This is a genomic window from Xanthomonas sp. WHRI 7945 (assembly GCF_035026585.1).
Map to the genome: position 1 here is coordinate 1 of NZ_JAYIQP010000039.1, position 16,409 is coordinate 16,409.

13 protein-coding genes are annotated in these 16,409 nt (G+C 70.5%); 9 read left to right on the plus strand and 4 right to left on the minus strand.

Going from position 1 to position 16,409, the window contains the following annotated elements; all coding sequences use genetic code 11:
* Window positions 1–112: 112 nt before the first annotated feature.
* Window positions 113–1,615: an aldehyde dehydrogenase gene (locus VDQ83_RS18310; protein ID WP_455435979.1), complete on the minus strand. Its 1,503-nt coding sequence runs from the start codon at window positions 1,613–1,615 to the stop codon at window positions 113–115.
* A 70-nt stretch (window positions 1,616–1,685) separates the two neighbouring features.
* Window positions 1,686–2,234, minus strand: coding sequence for a cupin domain-containing protein (locus VDQ83_RS18315; protein ID WP_309917343.1), 549 nt, complete (start codon window positions 2,232–2,234; stop codon window positions 1,686–1,688).
* Window positions 2,235–2,467: 233 nt separating this feature from the next.
* Here VDQ83_RS18315 and VDQ83_RS18320 point away from each other — a divergent pair, with 233 nt between their 5' ends.
* From VDQ83_RS18320 to VDQ83_RS18340, 5 genes are all read left to right on the plus strand, one after another.
* Window positions 2,468–3,856: an aminotransferase class III-fold pyridoxal phosphate-dependent enzyme gene (locus VDQ83_RS18320; protein ID WP_455435980.1), complete on the plus strand. Its 1,389-nt coding sequence runs from the start codon at window positions 2,468–2,470 to the stop codon at window positions 3,854–3,856.
* Window positions 3,857–3,930: 74 nt separating this feature from the next.
* A complete protein-coding gene (ald, locus tag VDQ83_RS18325; protein ID WP_455435981.1) occupies window positions 3,931–5,043 on the plus strand; it encodes an alanine dehydrogenase in 1,113 nt (370 codons plus the stop codon).
* Between the two features lie 19 nt (window positions 5,044–5,062).
* A complete protein-coding gene (locus VDQ83_RS18330; protein ID WP_455435982.1) occupies window positions 5,063–6,556 on the plus strand; it encodes a CoA-acylating methylmalonate-semialdehyde dehydrogenase in 1,494 nt (497 codons plus the stop codon).
* Window positions 6,557–6,580: 24 nt separating this feature from the next.
* Window positions 6,581–6,967 (plus strand): hypothetical protein, encoded by a 387-nt coding sequence (locus VDQ83_RS18335; RefSeq protein ID WP_455435983.1) that lies wholly within the window; start codon window positions 6,581–6,583, stop codon window positions 6,965–6,967.
* Window positions 6,968–7,071: 104 nt separating this feature from the next.
* Window positions 7,072–7,386 carry an EthD family reductase gene (locus tag VDQ83_RS18340; protein WP_455435984.1) on the plus strand — a complete coding sequence of 105 codons (315 nt, stop codon included), beginning with the start codon at window positions 7,072–7,074 and terminating at the stop codon, window positions 7,384–7,386.
* Window positions 7,387–7,566: 180 nt separating this feature from the next.
* Here VDQ83_RS18340 and VDQ83_RS18345 read toward each other — a convergent pair whose 3' ends face one another.
* Window positions 7,567–7,962, minus strand: a complete 396-nt coding sequence (locus VDQ83_RS18345; protein WP_455435985.1) for a ribosomal maturation YjgA family protein — start codon at window positions 7,960–7,962, stop codon at window positions 7,567–7,569.
* A 78-nt stretch (window positions 7,963–8,040) separates the two neighbouring features.
* Window positions 8,041–8,370 (minus strand): hypothetical protein, encoded by a 330-nt coding sequence (locus VDQ83_RS18350; protein WP_455435986.1) that lies wholly within the window; start codon window positions 8,368–8,370, stop codon window positions 8,041–8,043.
* 159 nt (window positions 8,371–8,529) lie between these two features.
* Between VDQ83_RS18350 and VDQ83_RS18355 the strand changes: the two genes are divergently transcribed.
* The 4 genes from VDQ83_RS18355 to VDQ83_RS18370 all read left to right on the plus strand — a co-directional run bounded on the left by VDQ83_RS18355 (window position 8,530) and on the right by VDQ83_RS18370 (window position 16,320).
* On the plus strand, window positions 8,530–9,396 hold the full coding sequence (locus VDQ83_RS18355) for a plasmid replication/partition related protein (protein WP_455435987.1): 867 nt from the start codon (window positions 8,530–8,532) through the stop codon (window positions 9,394–9,396).
* Between the two features lie 278 nt (window positions 9,397–9,674).
* Window positions 9,675–10,952, plus strand: coding sequence for a DUF445 domain-containing protein (locus VDQ83_RS18360; RefSeq protein ID WP_455435989.1), 1,278 nt, complete (start codon window positions 9,675–9,677; stop codon window positions 10,950–10,952).
* 178 nt (window positions 10,953–11,130) lie between these two features.
* The gene (locus tag VDQ83_RS18365) at window positions 11,131–15,219 is read left to right on the plus strand and encodes a CHASE domain-containing protein (RefSeq protein WP_455435988.1); all 4,089 of its coding nucleotides are present in this window, start codon (window positions 11,131–11,133) and stop codon (window positions 15,217–15,219) included.
* A gap of 57 nt (window positions 15,220–15,276) precedes the next feature.
* The gene (locus VDQ83_RS18370) at window positions 15,277–16,320 is read left to right on the plus strand and encodes an HD domain-containing phosphohydrolase (protein WP_309917362.1); all 1,044 of its coding nucleotides are present in this window, start codon (window positions 15,277–15,279) and stop codon (window positions 16,318–16,320) included.
* Window positions 16,321–16,409 lie beyond the last annotated feature (89 nt).

The following is a 16,409-nucleotide window of genomic DNA, read 5'->3' on the forward strand; positions in this document are numbered from 1 at the left end:
CTTTAGCCCCGACGCGTTATCGGTAAGGCGTCGGGGCTAAAGCCCCTCCTACAGAAAAGCGCGAAAGCTGCAAACTTGCGAAAATCCCGAGTCCCGAGTCCCGAGTCCCGAACTAAACGGCCAAATTGATCCAAGTCGCCTTCATCTCCGTGTACTTGTCGAACGCATGCAGCGACTTGTCGCGGCCGTTGCCCGATTGCTTGTAGCCGCCGAACGGGGCGGTCATGTCGCCGCCGTCCCAGTAGTTGACCCACACGCTGCCGGCGCGCAGCTTGCGCGCCACGCGGTGCGCGCGGCCGATGTCACGGGTCCAGACGCCGGCCGCCAGGCCGTAGTCGCTGTCGTTGGCCATGCGCAGCGCGTGCGCTTCGTCGTCGAAGGCGATCACCGACAGCACCGGGCCGAAGATCTCCTCGCGGGCGATGGTGTCCTCGTGGCCGACCTCGTCGAAGATCGTCGGCTCCACGTAGCAACCGCCGGCCACCACGTCCACGCGCTTGCCGCCGAGCAGCAGCCGCGCGCCTTCCTCGCTGCCGCGGGCGATGTAGTCGAGCACGCGGTTGGTCTGCGCCTCGTCCACCAGCGCGCCCATCGCCGCGTCGTCGTCGAACGGATGCCGCGGCTGCAGCGCGCGCCCGGCGGCGACCACGCGGGCGACGAATTCGTCCTTGATCGAGCGCTCCACCAGCAGCCGCGACGCCGCGGTGCAGACCTCGCCCTGGTTGTAGAAGATCGCGCCGGCCGCGGCCTGCGCCGCCTGTTCCAGGTCCGGCGCGTCGGCGAACACCAGGTTCGGGCTCTTGCCGCCGCATTCCATGTAGGCACGCTTCATGTTCGACAACCCGGCGCATTGCAGCAGGCGCTTGCCGACCGCGGTGGATCCGGTGAACACCAGCCCGTCCACGTCCATGTGCAGCGCCAGCGGCTCGCCGGCGCTCTTGCCGAACCCGGGCACCACGTTGAACACGCCGTCGGGGATGCCGGCTTCGGCCACCAGTTCGGCCAGGCGCAGCGCGCTCAGCGGCGATTTCTCCGAGGGCTTGAGCACCACCGAGTTGCCCGCGGCCAGCGCCGGGGCGATCTTCCACGCCGCCATCAGCAGCGGAAAATTCCACGGCACGATCGCGCCGACCACGCCCAGCGGTTCGCGGGTGATCAGGCCCAGTTCGTCGTGCCCGGTCGGCGCCACCTCGCCGTAGACCTTGTCCAGCGCCTCGCCGGTCCAGGCCAGGCAGCGCACCGTCGCCGCCACGTCCACGCTGCGCGCATCGCGCACCGGCTTGCCCATGTCCAGCGATTCCAGCAGCGCCAGTTCGTCGGCATGCTGCTCGACCAGCTGCGCCAGCTTGAGCAGGGTCTTCTTGCGCTGCGCCGGCTTGGCCTGCGACCAGCGCCCGGCGTCGAAGCTGCGCCGCGCCGCGGCGACCGCGCGTTCGATGTCCTCCGCGCCGCCGTCGGCGACCTGGCCGAGCACGCGGCCGTCGATCGGGCTGATGCAATCGAAGGTCTTGCCGCTGGCCGCATCGACGTAGCGACCGTCGATGAAGGCCTGGGTGCGCAGGTGCAGCGCGGCGGCCATCGCCTGCCATGCGTCGCGGGTGCGGGGTGCGTTCATCGGGAGCTCCGGATCGGAAAGAAGGAACGGATGTTGAAGTCGTGCGAGCGCGGCCGGGCGCACGCGCCGCTCAGAACGTGGCCGGGGTATTGGCGCTGACGATCACCGCCGCGTCGCTGCCGACGTTGCGGAACCGATGCGGCACCCGGCTTTCGAAATAGTAGCCTTCGCCGGCGCGCAGCACCCGCACCTGCGCGCCGACGGTGATCTCCACTTCGCCGGCCACCACCACCCCGCCTTCCTCGCCCTCGTGCACCAGCATCGCGGCGCCGGTGTCGCTGCCGGGCGGCATCACCTCGCGCAGGATGCACATCTGCCGCTGCGGACGGTGTTGCCCGACCAGGTAGTAGTGGATGCCGTCGCTGCCCACGTCTGGCAATTCGTCGGTGCGGTAGAACGGCGCATCGGCCGCGCCGATGTCCAGGTCCTGGGTGAAGAAATCGGCCAGCGAGATCGGGATGCCGTCCAGCACCTTCTTCAGCGAACTCACCGACGGGCTGACCTTGTTCTGCTCGATCAGCGAGATGGTGCTGTTGGTCACGCCCACGCGCTTGGCCAACTCGCGCTGGCTCAGCCCGTGGGCGGTGCGAACCCGATGCAGGCGGGCGCCGATATCCATCGCGTGATGAGGAAGGCCTGGAGGGTGTTGCCGGATACTTTACACAGCCGCTCCTCGCGGTCAATTTGCGCGCCGCGCGTCGCGACCGGCCGATCCGGCCGGACCGGCGTACCCTGGCGCTGATGCGTGGGTTCGCGCCGCGCAGTGGCCTGCGTTGCGGGCGGTGGCGCAGACGCGGCCCGGCCGCCACCGCGGCTCCGGTTGGTGTAAAGTTTTTTCAACACTTCTCTTGCGTGGAGCCTGTGATGCGCCCTCAGTCGCCCCCCTCCTCCCAGGCGCTGGCCGACCACTACGCCGCCCAGGCCACGCAGGCGCCGGACGCCATGGAGGCGTTCTGGATGCCGTTCACCGCCAACCGCCAGTTCAAGGCGCGGCCGCGGCTGCTGGCCTCGGCCGAGGGCATGTACTACCGCAGCGTGGACGGCCGACAGGTTCTCGACGGCACCGCCGGGCTGTGGTGCTGCAACGCCGGGCACGCGCGGCCGCGCATCGTCGAGGCGGTATCCAGGCAGATCGCCACGCTGGATTTCGCGCCGACCTTCCAGATGGGCTCGCCGCTGCCGTTCGTGCTCGCCGAGCGCCTGGTCGCACTGGCCCCGACCGGCCTGGACCACGTGTTCTACACCAACTCCGGCTCCGAATCGGTGGACACCGCGATGAAGATCGCACTGGCCTACCACCGCGCCCGCGGCGAAGGCCAGCGCACCCGCTTCCTCGGCCGCGAGAAGGGCTACCACGGGGTCGGCTTCGGCGGCATCTCGGTCGGCGGGCTGCCCAACAACCGCAAGTGGTACGGCCCACTGCTGCCCGGCGTGGACCATCTGCGACACACGCTGGACATCGAGCGCAACGCCTTCTCGCAAGGGCTGCCGGCGCACGGCGCGGAACTGGCCGAGGACCTGGAGCGGCTGGTCGCACTGCACGACGCCTCGACCATCGCCGCGCTGATCATCGAGCCGATCTCCGGCTCGGCCGGCGTGGTGCTGCCGCCGCACGGCTACCTGCAGCGCATCCGCGAACTGTGCGACAAGCACGGCATCGTGCTGATCTTCGACGAGGTGATCACCGGCTTCGGCCGCGTCGGCAAGGCCTTCGCCGCGCAGCGCTTCGGCGTCACCCCGGACCTGATGACGACCGCCAAGGGACTGACCAACGGCTGCGTGCCGATGGGCGCGGTATTCGTCTCGCACGCGATCCACGACGCCTTCGCGCACGGCCCGGCCGGCGCCATCGACCTGTTCCACGGCTATACCTACTCCGGTCATCCGCTGGCCTGCGCCGCGGCGCTGGCGACGCTGGACACCTATGCGGAGGAGAACCTGTTCGACAAGGCGATCGAACTGGGCGGCTATTGGCAGCAGGCGATCCATGCGCTGAAGGACCTGCCGCACGTCGTCGACATCCGCAACTTCGGCCTGATCGGCGCGATCGAACTGGCGCCGCGCAAGGATGCGCCCGGCGCGCGCGGCTACGAGATCTTCGAGCGCTGCTTCCACGAGGGCGACCTGCTGATCCGCGTCACCGGCGACACCATCGCGCTGTCGCCGCCGCTGATCGTGGAGCGCGAACACATCGACCGCATCTTCGCGGTGCTCGCCGACATGATCCGCAGCACGCCCTGATCGGCCCTATCCAATCCGCCCCAACCCAACCGCTCCGCGCTCCCCACGCGCGCCGCATGCCTGGAGAACCGCTCATGCTGGTCGGCGTCCCGAAAGAGATCAAGAACCACGAATACCGGATCGGGCTGACCCCGGCCGGAGTCCGCGAACTGGTGCTGCACGGGCACCAGGTGCTGGTGCAGCGCGACGGCGGCCAGGCCATCGGCCTGACCGATGCCGACTACGAACGCGCCGGCGCGCGCCTGGCCGACGACGCGGCGAGCGTGTTCGCGCAGGCCGACATGATCGTCAAGGTCAAAGAACCACAGCCGGACGAATGCGCGCTGCTGCGCCCGGGGCAGTTGCTGTTCACCTATCTGCACCTGGCGCCGGACCCGGCGCAGGCCAGCGCGCTGCTGCGCTCCGGTTGCACCGCGATCGCCTACGAGACCGTCACCGACGGCCATGGCGGCCTGCCGTTGCTGGCGCCGATGAGCGAGGTCGCCGGGCGCATGGCGATCCAGGCCGGCGCGCACGCGCTGGAGAAGGCGCAGGGCGGCTCGGGCGTGTTGCTCGGCGGCGTGCCCGGGGTCAAGCCGGCCGAAGTGCTGGTGATCGGCGGCGGCGTGGTCGGCATCAACGCCGCGCGCATGGCGATGGGCCTGCATGCGCGGGTGACGGTGCTGGACCGCTCGCTGGAACGGCTCAAGTACCTGGACGAACTGTACGGCCACCAGCTGACCACGCTGTATTCCACCCGCGACGCGATCGAGCAATGCCTGCCGCACACCGACCTGGTGATCGGCGCGGTGCTGATCCCCGGCGCCGCCGCGCCCAAGCTGGTGTCGCGCGCGCAGCTGGCGCTGCTGCGGCCGGGCTCGGTGCTGGTCGACGTGGCGATCGACCAGGGCGGCTGCTTCGAGACCAGCCACGCCACCACCCACCAGCAGCCGACCTACGAGGTCGACGGCATCGTCCACTACTGCGTGGCCAACATGCCCGGCGGCGTGGCGCGCACCTCCACCTTCGCCCTGACCAACGCGACCTTGCCGTTCGTGCTGCAGCTGGCCGAACACGGCCTGCAGGCGCTGCGCGACGACCAGGACCTGCGCAACGGCCTCAACGTCCACGCCGGCAAGCTCACCCACCGCGCGGTGGCGCAGGCGCTCGGGCAGGAGTTCGTGCGGCCGCTGGACGCGTTGGGCTGACCTTGGAGGAGTGCCGACCATGAGCGAGTCCCTGTCCCACTACATCGGCGGGCGCCGCGTCGATTTCGACGGCGGCGAGCATGCCGAGGTGTTCGACCCGGCCAGCGGCGCGGTGGCGCGGCGCGTGCCGCTGGGCGGCGCGCGCGAGGTCGATGCCGCGGTCGCCGCCGCCGCGCAGGCATTCCCGGCCTGGGCCGCCACCCCGCCGTTGCAGCGCGCACGGGTGATATTCCGCTTCCGCGAGCTGCTCGAACGGCATGCCGACGCCCTCGCCCGCTGCATCAGTGCCGAGCACGGCAAGGTGGTGTCCGACGCGCGCGGCGAAGTCACCCGCGGCATGGAGGTGGTGGAGTTCGCCTGCGGCATTCCGCACCTGCTCAAGGGCGAGCATTCGGTCGATGTCGGCCGCGGCGTCGATTCGTGGAGCGAGTACGCGCCGCTGGGCGTGGTCGCTGGCGTCACCCCGTTCAATTTCCCGGCGATGGTGCCGCTGTGGATGCTGCCGGTGGCGCTGGCCTGCGGCAACAGCTTCGTGCTCAAACCCTCCGAACGCGATCCGTCCGCCTCGCTGCTGCTGGCCGAGTGGCTGCACGAGGCCGGCCTGCCGGACGGCGTGTGCAACGTGGTGCACGGCGCCAAGCCGGCGGTGGATGCGCTGCTCGCGCACCCGCAGGTGCAGGCGCTGAGCTTCGTCGGCTCCACCCCGGTCGCCGCCGACCTGTACGCGCGCGGCAGTGCGTTGGGCAAGCGCGTGCAGGCGCTGGGCGGGGCCAAGAACCACCTGGTGGTGCTGCCCGACGCCGATCTGGACGACGTGGTGTCCGCCCTGCTCGGCGCTGGCTACGGTTCGGCCGGCGAACGCTGCATGGCGATCTCGGTGGCGGTGTGCGTGGGCGATGCGGTGGCCGATGCGCTGGTCGCCAGGCTGGCGCCGCGCGTGGCCGCGCTGACGCTCGGCGCCGGCGCCGACGAACCGGACATGGGCCCGCTGATCAGTGCCGCGCACCGCGAGCGCGTGCGCGGCTACATCGACAGCGGCGTGGCCGACGGCGCCACGCTGGTGGTCGACGGCCGCGCCGCGAACACGCCGGCGGTGGCCGAGGGTTTCTTCCTCGGCGGCAGCCTGTTCGACCGCGTGCGCGCCGACATGCGCATCTACCGCGAAGAGATCTTCGGCCCGGTGCTGTGCGTGGTCCGCGTGGCCGACGCCGAGGCCGCGCTGCAGCTAATCGATGCGCACGAATACGGCAACGGTGCGGCGGTGTTCACCCGCGACGGCGGCGCCGCGCGCGCCTTCGCCCGGCGCGTGCAGGCCGGCATGGTCGGGATCAACGTACCGATCCCGGTGCCGATGGCGTTCCACAGCTTTGGCGGCTGGAAGCGCTCGCTGTTCGGGCCGCTGCACGTGCACGGCCCGGACGGGGTGCGCTTCTACACCCGGCTCAAGACCGTCACCGCACGCTGGCCGGCGGCCGCGCGCGATGCCGAGTTCGCGATGCCAACGATGCAATGAGGCGCAGCCCGGCCACCAGGTTGCATGCCCGTTGCCTGGCGAAAAGCGCCGGGCGCCGCCATGCCGCAGGAGCGTCGCCGCGCGATGGATGAGCCGGCCGTCGCCTATGTGGAAAAAGCCGACGGCACTGCGATCCGGGTCAGGCTGCCGGATCGGCGGCTGCACGACGCGTTGGCCGCGCTTGGATTCGCCGCGGCGCAGCCCGACGCGTGGCTGCTGCAGGTCGTCGACGACGCGCACAAGGCAAGCGCGTTCGCAGCGTTGCGTGCCCTGGGCGTGGCCTTTGCCGACGGCAGAGAATGGTGCCCGGCGGAGGTGTTCGCGCACCTGCGCGAGCGCGGCCTGCTGAGCGGCGCGTTCCTGCGGATCGTGTGGACCGGCCCCGGCGGCCATCACCTCGCCTGGGCCTGACCCGCGGCACTTATCGCCACCGGCACCCGGTGCTAGCCTTGCGCCAGCGCCGGCCAGACCCCGCGGTGGCCGACCTTCGCGGTATCACCGACAGGAGCAGCACGATGATCAAGGTAAGCGTGATGTACCCGTACACGCCAGGCGCCCGTTTCGACCACGACTACTACCGCGACACGCACATGCCGCTGTTGCAGGCGCGCATGGGCGAGGCGTGCAGGCGCTACACCGTGGACAAGGGCCTGTCCGGCGGCGCCCCCGGCAGCGACCCCACCTACGTCGGCATGTGCCATATCTTCAGCGACTCGGTGGAGACGTTCCAGGCCGGCTTCGGCCCGCATGCCGACGAGATCCTCGGCGACATCAAGAACTACACCGACCTGGCCCCGGTGATGCAGATCAGCGAGGTGGTGGTCGACTGAGCGCTGCGGCCGTTGCGCGCTGGCGCAGCGGCCCTGCCCTTTCTGCTCGCCGCGCAGACGACCGCGGCGAGAACGCGCCGGCGGCTTTCTCGCCTGCGCTTCCCGGTTCTCGCCAGTCGGCAAACCGGCCACGACCGAATTGCGGATCCTGCAGACCGTGGCGTCCTCTCTGGACCGCCTTCATCGGCGCGCGCAGCACCGATCGAGCCATGCGCCGGCGGCCACGCCCAGCGTATAGGCGAGCAGGTCCAGCCACACGAACGTCGAGCCCAAGGCAAGATGCCCCAGCGTGGTGGCGCGCAGCGCATCGAGCCAGGGCGCGCGGTACAGCTGCGACGCCTCCACCAGCCAGCACACGGCCAATGCCACAACCGCCAGGCGCAGCGGCCGCGCGCGCGGCGCGAGCCACGCCAGGCCGAGGTAGACCATCAGCGCCCACAACGCATCGCCGGGAAACTTGCCCAGCCACGACGGCAGCAGCCACGGGAAGTGCCGCGACGCCAACCCGGCGGCGATCGTCGCCACGATGGCGGCGGTCAACCACAGACGGCGGCGTGCGGTTGCGGAAACGGGCATGGCGAAGCATCGGCGGCAGAGGGCCGCGCATTACAGCAGAACGCGCGCGGTGCCGGCGAAGGCGGTTTGGCGCGCCCGCTAGGCGTCGCCACCGCGCAGCAACACCGCCGCCGCGACGAGCACCGACAGCACCAGCATCACCAGCCATCCCCAGCGCTGGTGGAACGGGATCGGCACGGCCTGCAGCAGGCTTTCGGCGCTGGCCTGGTTCAGCAGCCAGCCGTGATGGCACACCGGGCACACCAGCTGGTACTGCTTTTCGCGGACCCATCCGAACAGGTGGTAGAAGTGCCCGTACGAATAGCGCAGGCGCATCGCGAACGCGCGCTCCTGTTCGCAGCGCGGGCAGAACTGGCGCTCCTCCATGCCACAGGCGACGTCGCGCTCGCCCCAGCCCCACAAGATCATCGTCGCGTCCCCATCGGCCGGGCCGCGATCCCCCGATCGCCAGGCCGTGCGGATTCTGTGCCTGGTCCGGCACAGCGTCAACGGCCGCACACCGACCGGCGCGGACGCGCGCAAGTCTCTACAATGCCGCCCCCTGTCGCAATGCCGTGCCCTGCCCCGATGAACATCGTCGTCAACGAAGACCTCAAGGCCTACATCGATCCGCTCACCGCCGACGAATACGCGGCGCTGGAGCGCAGCCTGCTCGCCGAGGGCTGCCGCGATGCGCTGGTGCTGTGGGGCGAGATCCTGGTCGACGGGCACAACCGCTACGGCATCTGCCAGAAACACGGGCTGCCGTTCCAGACCGTGCAGAACACCCGTTTCCAGTCGCTGCAGGACGTGCACCTGTGGATGATCGACCAACACCTGGGCCGGCGCAGCGTGTCCGATTTCCAGCGCGGCGTGCTGGCGCTGCGCAAGCGCGAGATCCTGGCCGAGCGCCGCAGCCGTGCCGCCACTGCGACTGCGGCGTCCGCCGACGGCGCTGAAGCGACGACCGACGCGCACGACGACGCCGCGCCCTGGGCCGATGCGCCGTCCGCCGCCGGCGAGACCGGCGCGCGCAGCGAAGCGGTGCCGGCGCCGTTGAGCCGTGCCGACCTGGCGCGCGCCGCGCGACTCAGCAACAGCCAGGTGGTGCAGATCGAGAAGATCCAGAAGCAGGCCACCGCCGAAGTGGTGGAGGCGGTGAAGTCCGGCGCGATCTCGATCAACGCCGCCGCCGCGGTGGCCGGCCTGCCGGAGGAGGAACAGCGCGCCGCGGCCAGGGCCGGCAAAGACGAGCTCAAGCAGGCGGCCAAGCGCGCCCGCGAGTCCAAACGCAAGCCGCGCGAAACCCCGGCCGAGCAGGACGGCGAGGGCGACGCGGCGCAAGGCGACGACGCGGAACTGGCCGCGCTGCGCCTGCGCGTGGCCGAACTGGACGCCGAGAACAGGACGTTGCGCGAGGAAGTGGCGGCGTTGCGGGCGCGGCTGCAGGACTGATCCGGCACAGCCGCCACGCATCGGCCCCATGTGCAGCACGTGCAGGAAGGACTCCCGTCGCGAGGCTTGTTCCGGCAATACCGCGTCGGGACTGAAGTCCCTCCCACAGGGACGCCGCCCGCGTCCCACCGAGACGCCACGCACATCGACGACATGCGCAAAGGCCATCGTTCTAACACTTGGCATGCGACACGTGGCCACCCTCGCCCACGCGATGAAATCCGCCTAACCCGCCGCTGCGTACACTGGCCGGCATGAGCGTTTCCTCCGCCCCGTCGATGCCGCCCGATCCGCGCCGCGCGCAGCTGCGGCGCATGAAGCTGCTTGCCGCGCTGTTGCTGCTGGCGATGCTGGCCGGCTTCCTGCTCAGCCACGTCATGGGCATGCACGGCGCCTGGGCCTGGATCGGCGCGTTCTGCGAGGCGGCCACGGTCGGCGCGCTGGCCGACTGGTTCGCGGTGGTGGCGCTGTTCCGGCATCCGCTGGGGTTGCCGATCCCGCACACCGCGATCATCCCGCACGGCAAGACCCGCATCGCCGACAGCCTGGCGGTGTTCGTGCGCGATCATTTCCTGGAGCCGGCGACGCTGCTGTCCAAGCTCAGCGCGTTCGACCCCGCCGCGCGGCTGGGCCAGTGGCTGGCCGAACCGGTGCAGGCCGGCAAGCTGGCCGAACTGGCGCGCGGTTGGGCGCTGCAGGCGCTGGACCTGCTCGACGAGGCCGCGGTGCGGCGTCGCATCCACGGCTTCGTGGTCGCGCGCCTGCACGAATGGAACGCCGCCGCGACCGCCGGCGAGATCCTCGGCCTGCTCACCGCCGACGGCCGCCACCAGGCCCTGCTCGACGAAGCGCTGACCCGGCTCGGCCGGCACCTGGACGACGCGGCGGTGAAGCAGCGCGTGTCGGCGATGATCGTCAAGTACGCGCGCCGCGAATGGCCCAAGCTGGTCGGCACGGTGGAATGGGTCAAGCCAGTGGAAGGCATCGCCGACACCCTCGCCGAACGCCTGGCGCATGCGTTGCTGGAGGAGTTGCAGGACGTGCTGTCGCAGCCGCAGCATCCGCTGCGCCAGGACTACGAGCGCTGGCTCGGCGGCTATGTGCAACGCCTGCGCAACGACCCGGCCACCGCCGACAAGCTGCAGGCGATGAAGCAGCGCCTGATCGAGCACCCCGGCGTGCAGGACTACGTGCAGGGCCTGTGGGAGCAGATCCACGCCAGCCTGCGCGAGGACCTGTCGCGCAGCGACGGTGTGCTGGTGCAGCATTTGCAACGCTCGCTGGGCGCGCTCGGGCAGTCGCTGGCCCAGGACAGCGCGCTGCGCGACGCGCTCAACCAGCACCTGCTGGGCGGCGCGGAGAAACTGACCCAGCGCCTGCGCAGCGGCGTCACCGAGCACATCGCGCAGACCGTCAAAGGCTGGGACGAGCGCCACCTGGTGGAGCAGCTGGAGCTGAGCGTGGGCCGCGACCTGCAGTACATCCGCTTCAACGGCACCCTGGTCGGCGGCTTGATCGGGCTTGCGCTCCACGCAGCCGTCACGCTGATTCCATGATGGTCTGAACCGTTGCCCCAGCCCTGCATGGGGGCTGGTGCGGCGGCAACGATCGCGCTAGCGTGGTCCGCACGGTCGGGGCAGGACCGGCGCTGCAATCGTGAAGGCCGATATCCCGTATAAGCGGAAGGACGGCGATGCCTGCGCATCGCCAGCGTTCGCCAAAGGAAAGGGGCTCATGTCGAAGAACCACTGGACACCCGCTGCCGGCCCTGCGCGTTTGGCGCGCATCGCCGCCCTGGCAGTGCTGGTGCTCGGGTTGCTGGCCGCGGCATTGATCGCACGCGGCCTGCAGCAACGCAATCTGCAGCAGGCCCGCGACCGCTTCCAGGAGCTGACCAGCCACGCCACCGGCGAACTGCAGCAACGCATGAACGTCTACGAACACGGCCTGCGCGGCGCGCGCGGCGCGGTGATCGCCGCCGGCGGCGACCGCATCACCCGCGAACGCTTCACACGCTACAGCGATTCGCGCGAGTACCGGCGCGAATTTCCCGGCGTGCGCGGCTTCGGCTATATCCGCCGGGTGGCGCGCAGCGAGGAGGCCGCGTTCCTGCAGCAGGCGCGTGCCGACGGGGCGCCGTCGCTGCAGATCGGCCAGCTGGCCCCGCACGACGGCGACCGCTTCGTGATCCTGTATATCCAGCCGCTGCGCGCCAACAATCCCGCGCAAGGCTTCGACATCGCCTCCGAGCCGACGCGGCGCGCGGCGGCGATCGCCGCGGCGCGCTCGGGCAAGCCGACCCTCACCGCACCGATCCGCCTGGTGCAGAGTCCCGGGGTCGGCAACAGTGGGTTCCTGCTGTTGCTGCCGATCTACCGCGAAGACCTGCCGTTGCAGACCCCGGAGCAACGTTGGCAGGCCACCACCGGCTGGGCCTATGCCCCGCTCAACATTGCCGAAGTGCTGGTGTCTTCCCCCAACCATGCCCACGACTTGCTGCTGACCCTGGCCGACAGCGAGAACAGCACGCAGCCGTTCTATCGCGGTGCCGCCGCGGGGGCGCCGGTCGCGGGCTTGCGCGCCGAGCGCAGCCTGCCGGTCTACGGACGGCGCTGGCTGCTCAGCGCACAGGCCACGCCGGGCTTCGTCCGCTCGCTCAACCAGACCTCGCCGCTGCTGGTCGGCGGCCTGGTCGGCGGCATCTCCCTGCTGCTCGCCGCGCTGCTGTACCTGTATCTGACCGGCCGCCATCGGCGCGACCTGATCCTGCGCGAGCAAAGCCAGTTGGCGTCGCTGGTCGGCGGGACCAGCGAAGCGATCGTGGCCGAAGACCTGCACGGCCGCATCACCCACTGGAATCCGGCCGCCGAACGCATCTTCGGCCACACCCCGGGCCAGGCCATCGGCCAGCCGCTGCAGGACTTGCTGGGCGCGCAGGTGCGCGATTCCACCGGCAACGACACGCAGGTGCGTGAACTGCGCCATCGCGACGGCCACGTGGTCAGCGCGCTGGCCAGCGCCTCGCCGATCCTGGACACCGACGGCGACGTCGTCGGCCACTCGCACCTGCTGCACGACGTCTCCGAACGGGTGCGCGCCGAGGCGCGGGTGCTGGAGCTCAACGCCACCCTGGAACAGCAGGTGGCGCAGCGCACCAGCGAACTGGTCACCTACTCGGCGCTGCAGCGCACGATCCTGGCCAACGCCGGCTACGCGATCGTGGCCACCGACCCGGACGGCACCATCACCCTGTTCAACCCCGCCGCCGAGACCATGCTCGGCTACGCCGCGCACGAGATGATCGGACGCAAGGCCACCGGCCTGTTCCTGGATCCGGAGCAGTTGGCCAGTCGCGCCGAGCACATGGCCGCGCAATCGGGCATGGCGGTGGTGCCGGCGTTCGAGTCGGTGGCCGCGCTGTCCACGCTGGGGCGCAGCGATACCCGCGAGTGGACCTACGTCAGCAAGGACGGCCGCCCGTTCCCGGTGCTGCTGACCCTGAGCACGCTGCGCGACGACAACGACCAGGTGATCGGCTACCTCGGCATCGCGGTCGACCTGACCGAGCAGAAGCGCCACGAGCGCGAACTGCGCCTGGCGATCGACGCGGCGGAAACCGCCAACCAGTCCAAGAGCGATTTCCTGGCCAACATGAGCCACGAGATCCGCACGCCGATGAACGCGATCCTGGGCATGCTGTACCTGCTGCAGCACAGCGAGCTGCCGCAGGCGGCCAAGGACATGATCCAGAAGATCGATACCTCGGCGCGCTCGCTGCTGGAGATCATCAACGACATCCTCGACTTCTCCAAGATCGAATCCGGGCGCATCGACCTGGAATCGGAACCGTTCGACCTGAACCAGTTGCTGGAGAACATCGCCGCGCTGATGACCTCGGCGATCAGCGCCAAGCCGGTGGAGATGATCGTCGAGCCGCTGCCGGCCGGCTGCCGCTGGCTGCGCGGCGACGCGCTGCGCCTGAACCAGGTGCTGATCAACCTGGTCGGCAACGCCATCAAGTTCACCGAGCAGGGCGAAGTGGCGCTGTCGGTGCGCAGCTTCCCCAGCCCCGAGCCCGGCAAGGTCAAGCTGTTCTTCTCGGTGCGCGACACCGGCATCGGCATCGCGCGCGAGAAGCAGAGCCTGATCTTCTCGCCGTTCCTGCAGGCCGACACCTCCACCAGCCGCCGCTACGGCGGCAGCGGCCTGGGCCTGACCATCAGCCGGCGCCTAGTGGAACTGATGGGCGGCCAGCTGGAGGTGCAGAGCACGCCTGGGCTGGGCAGCGATTTCTATTTCGCGATCAGCTTCGCGGTGCTGCCGGCGCCGGCCGCCGAGGTGGAGCACCCGGAGGCGCGCCGGGTGCTGATCGCCGACGACCACGACCTGGTGCGCAACAACCTGGCCAGCATCGCCAGCGGTTTCGGCTGGCAGGTGGAAGCGGTGTCCAGCGGGACCGCGGCGGTCGCCGCGGCCGGTCCGGAACGCGACAGCTTCGACGTGATCCTGCTCGACTGGCGCATGCCCGACCTGGACGGGCTGAGCGTGGCGCAGCGCATCCGCGCGCAATCGGCGCCGGACCGGCAACCGATCATCGTCATGGTCACCGCCTACGAGCGCCGCCTGCTGGAGGAACAGCAGCACGCGCCCAACGACGTGGACGCGGTGATGACCAAGCCGGTCACCGCCTCGGCGCTGTACCGCACCATCGCCACGCTGCTGGCGCGGCGCCGCGGCGATGGCCCGGCGCCCTTGCTCAGCGGCGACGGCACCCCGCGCCTGGCCGGCGCGCGGCTGCTGGTGGTCGACGACAGCGAGATCAATTGCGAGGTCGCACAGCGCATCCTCGAGGGCGAAGGCGCGCTGGTGGAACTGGCGCACGACGGCGAGCAGGCGCTGCAACGGCTGCGGCGCGATCCCAGCCGCTTCCATCTGGTGCTGATGGACGTGCAGATGCCGACCCTGGACGGCTACGAGGCCACCCGCCTGCTGCGCGAGGACCCGCGCCTGGCCCACCTGCCGGTGATCGCGCTCACCGCCGGCGCCTACCGCCAGCAGCAGGACCTGGCCCTGTCCAGCGGCATGAACGGCTTCATCGCCAAGCCCTTCCAGGTCGAAGAGCTGATCGCGGTGATCCGCCAGTTCCTGCCGCTGCGCATGCCGCTGCCGCTCGAGCCGCCACCGCCGGCGGTCGCTGCCGAGGTCTGGCCCGACGCCGACCCGCAGCTGCTCGACGCCGACCAGGCGCGGCGCCTGTGGACCGAACGCGCGCCCTACCAGCGCTACCTGCTGAAGCTGCTGCAGGAGAACCCCGATCCGGCGGCGATGCTGCGCACGCTGCTGGCCCCGGAGGCGCCGGCAGCGGCGATCTCCTACGTGCACAAGCTGCGCGGCTCGGCCGGTTCGCTGGCGCTGCCGGCGCTGGTCGCGGCCAGCGCCGCGCTGGAGGAACGGCTGAGCGATGCGCCGGCCCAGGCCGGCGCGGCGATCGCGGCGCTGGGCACGGCCATGGCCGCCACCGCCGCGGCGATCCAGCGCTTCGTGGCCGAGGCCGAGGCCGCCGCCGCGCAGGCGCCGCCGGCCGCCCCCGCCGCGGATGTCGGCGAGAGCGCAGCGTCCCCGGTCCTGCTGCAACAGCAACTGCAGCAACTGCTGCAGGCCCTGGACAGCGACGACCCGGACCGCGTCGAGCGGGTGCTGCACGGCCTGACGCCGTCGCTGCCGGCGGCGATGACGGCGGAACTGCTGCAGCTGGTGGAAAGCTTTTCCTTCCGCGAGGCCGAAACTAAAGTCAGGCGCTGGCAGGCCGATGCAATCCAATAGCATCCGCCGCTGCGCCCCGGTCCGGGCGCAGCGGCGTGCACACGACAAGGAACCACGATGGCCCACCCTCCGATCCTGTGCGTAGACGACGAAGCCAGCAACCTGGCGCTGATCCGGCAGATCCTGCGCGAGGACTACGCGCTGACCTTCGCCAAGAACGGCGCCGAAGCCTTGCGCGCGGTGGTCAAGCACCGCCCCGCGCTGATCCTGCTCGACGTCGACCTGCCCGATCTGGACGGCTACACCATCGCCCGCACGCTCAAGCAGGATCCGCGCACCGCGGCGATCCCGATCATCTTCGTCACCGGCAAGGACAAGGACGCAGACGAGAGCATCGGCTTCGAGGCCGGCGGCGTGGACTACATCACCAAGCCCTATTCGCCGAGCATCCTGCGCGCGCGGGTGCGCACCCACCTGTCGCTGGTCAGCGCCGCCAGCCTGGCCAGCAGCCACCGCGACGCGATCCGCATGCTGGGCATGGCCGGCCACTACAGCGACTCGGACACCGGCACCCACATCTGGCGCATGGCCGCCTACGCGCGCGCGCTGGCGGTGGCCGCCGGCTGGTCGAGCGAGGACGCCAGCCTGCTCGAGCAAGCCGCGCCGATGCACGACACCGGCAAGATCGGCATCCCCGACGCGGTGCTGAAAAAGCCCGGGCCGCTGGATGCGGAGGAATGGCGGGTGATGAAGCGGCATCCGCAGATCGGCTACGACATCCTCAGCCGCAGCGGCGCACCGCTGTTCCGGCTCGCCGCCGAAGTCGCGCTGTACCACCACGAGCATTGGGACGGCAGCGGTTATCCAGCCGGCCTGGCCGGCGAACGCATTCCCGAATCGGCGCGGATCGTGGCCGTGGCCGACGTGTTCGATGCGCTGACCACGCAGCGCCCGTACAAGGAGGCGTGGCCGCTGGCCAAGGTGATGGAGCTGTTCCAGCAGCAGGCCGGCAGCCAGTTCGAGCCGCGCCTGGTGGCGCTGTTCACCGCGATCCTGCCGCAGATCCTGCAGATCCAGGACTACTGGAGCGAACGCGACTCGGGCGAGGACGTGCAGCCGCGTCCGGCCACCCAGGCCGCGGCGCGGCACAGCGACAGCTGAGCCGCCAGCGTCGTCGCCTGGCGGCACCACCCTGTAGGAGCGGCTTCAGCCGCGACCGGGCGTTACCGATAGCGCCTGGTCGCGGCTGA

Excerpts from the sequence above, each read along its gene's own strand:
- VDQ83_RS18355 (WP_455435987.1), top strand. The coding sequence starts at position 8,530 with ATGAACATCGTCGTCAACGAAGACCTCAAGGCCTACATCGATCCGCTC.
- VDQ83_RS18345 (WP_455435985.1), bottom strand. The coding sequence starts at position 7,962 with ATGCCCGTTTCCGCAACCGCACGCCGCCGTCTGTGGTTGACCGCCGCC.
- VDQ83_RS18340 (WP_455435984.1), top strand. The coding sequence starts at position 7,072 with ATGATCAAGGTAAGCGTGATGTACCCGTACACGCCAGGCGCCCGTTTC.
- ald (WP_455435981.1), top strand. The coding sequence starts at position 3,931 with ATGCTGGTCGGCGTCCCGAAAGAGATCAAGAACCACGAATACCGGATC.
- VDQ83_RS18350 (WP_455435986.1), bottom strand. The coding sequence starts at position 8,370 with ATGATCTTGTGGGGCTGGGGCGAGCGCGACGTCGCCTGTGGCATGGAG.
- VDQ83_RS18310 (WP_455435979.1), bottom strand. The coding sequence starts at position 1,615 with ATGAACGCACCCCGCACCCGCGACGCATGGCAGGCGATGGCCGCCGCG.
- VDQ83_RS18370 (WP_309917362.1), top strand. The coding sequence starts at position 15,277 with ATGGCCCACCCTCCGATCCTGTGCGTAGACGACGAAGCCAGCAACCTG.
- VDQ83_RS18365 (WP_455435988.1), top strand. The coding sequence starts at position 11,131 with ATGTCGAAGAACCACTGGACACCCGCTGCCGGCCCTGCGCGTTTGGCG.
- VDQ83_RS18335 (WP_455435983.1), top strand. The coding sequence starts at position 6,581 with ATGCCCGTTGCCTGGCGAAAAGCGCCGGGCGCCGCCATGCCGCAGGAG.
- VDQ83_RS18315 (WP_309917343.1), bottom strand. The coding sequence starts at position 2,234 with ATGGATATCGGCGCCCGCCTGCATCGGGTTCGCACCGCCCACGGGCTG.
- VDQ83_RS18330 (WP_455435982.1), top strand. The coding sequence starts at position 5,063 with ATGAGCGAGTCCCTGTCCCACTACATCGGCGGGCGCCGCGTCGATTTC.
- VDQ83_RS18360 (WP_455435989.1), top strand. The coding sequence starts at position 9,675 with ATGCCGCCCGATCCGCGCCGCGCGCAGCTGCGGCGCATGAAGCTGCTT.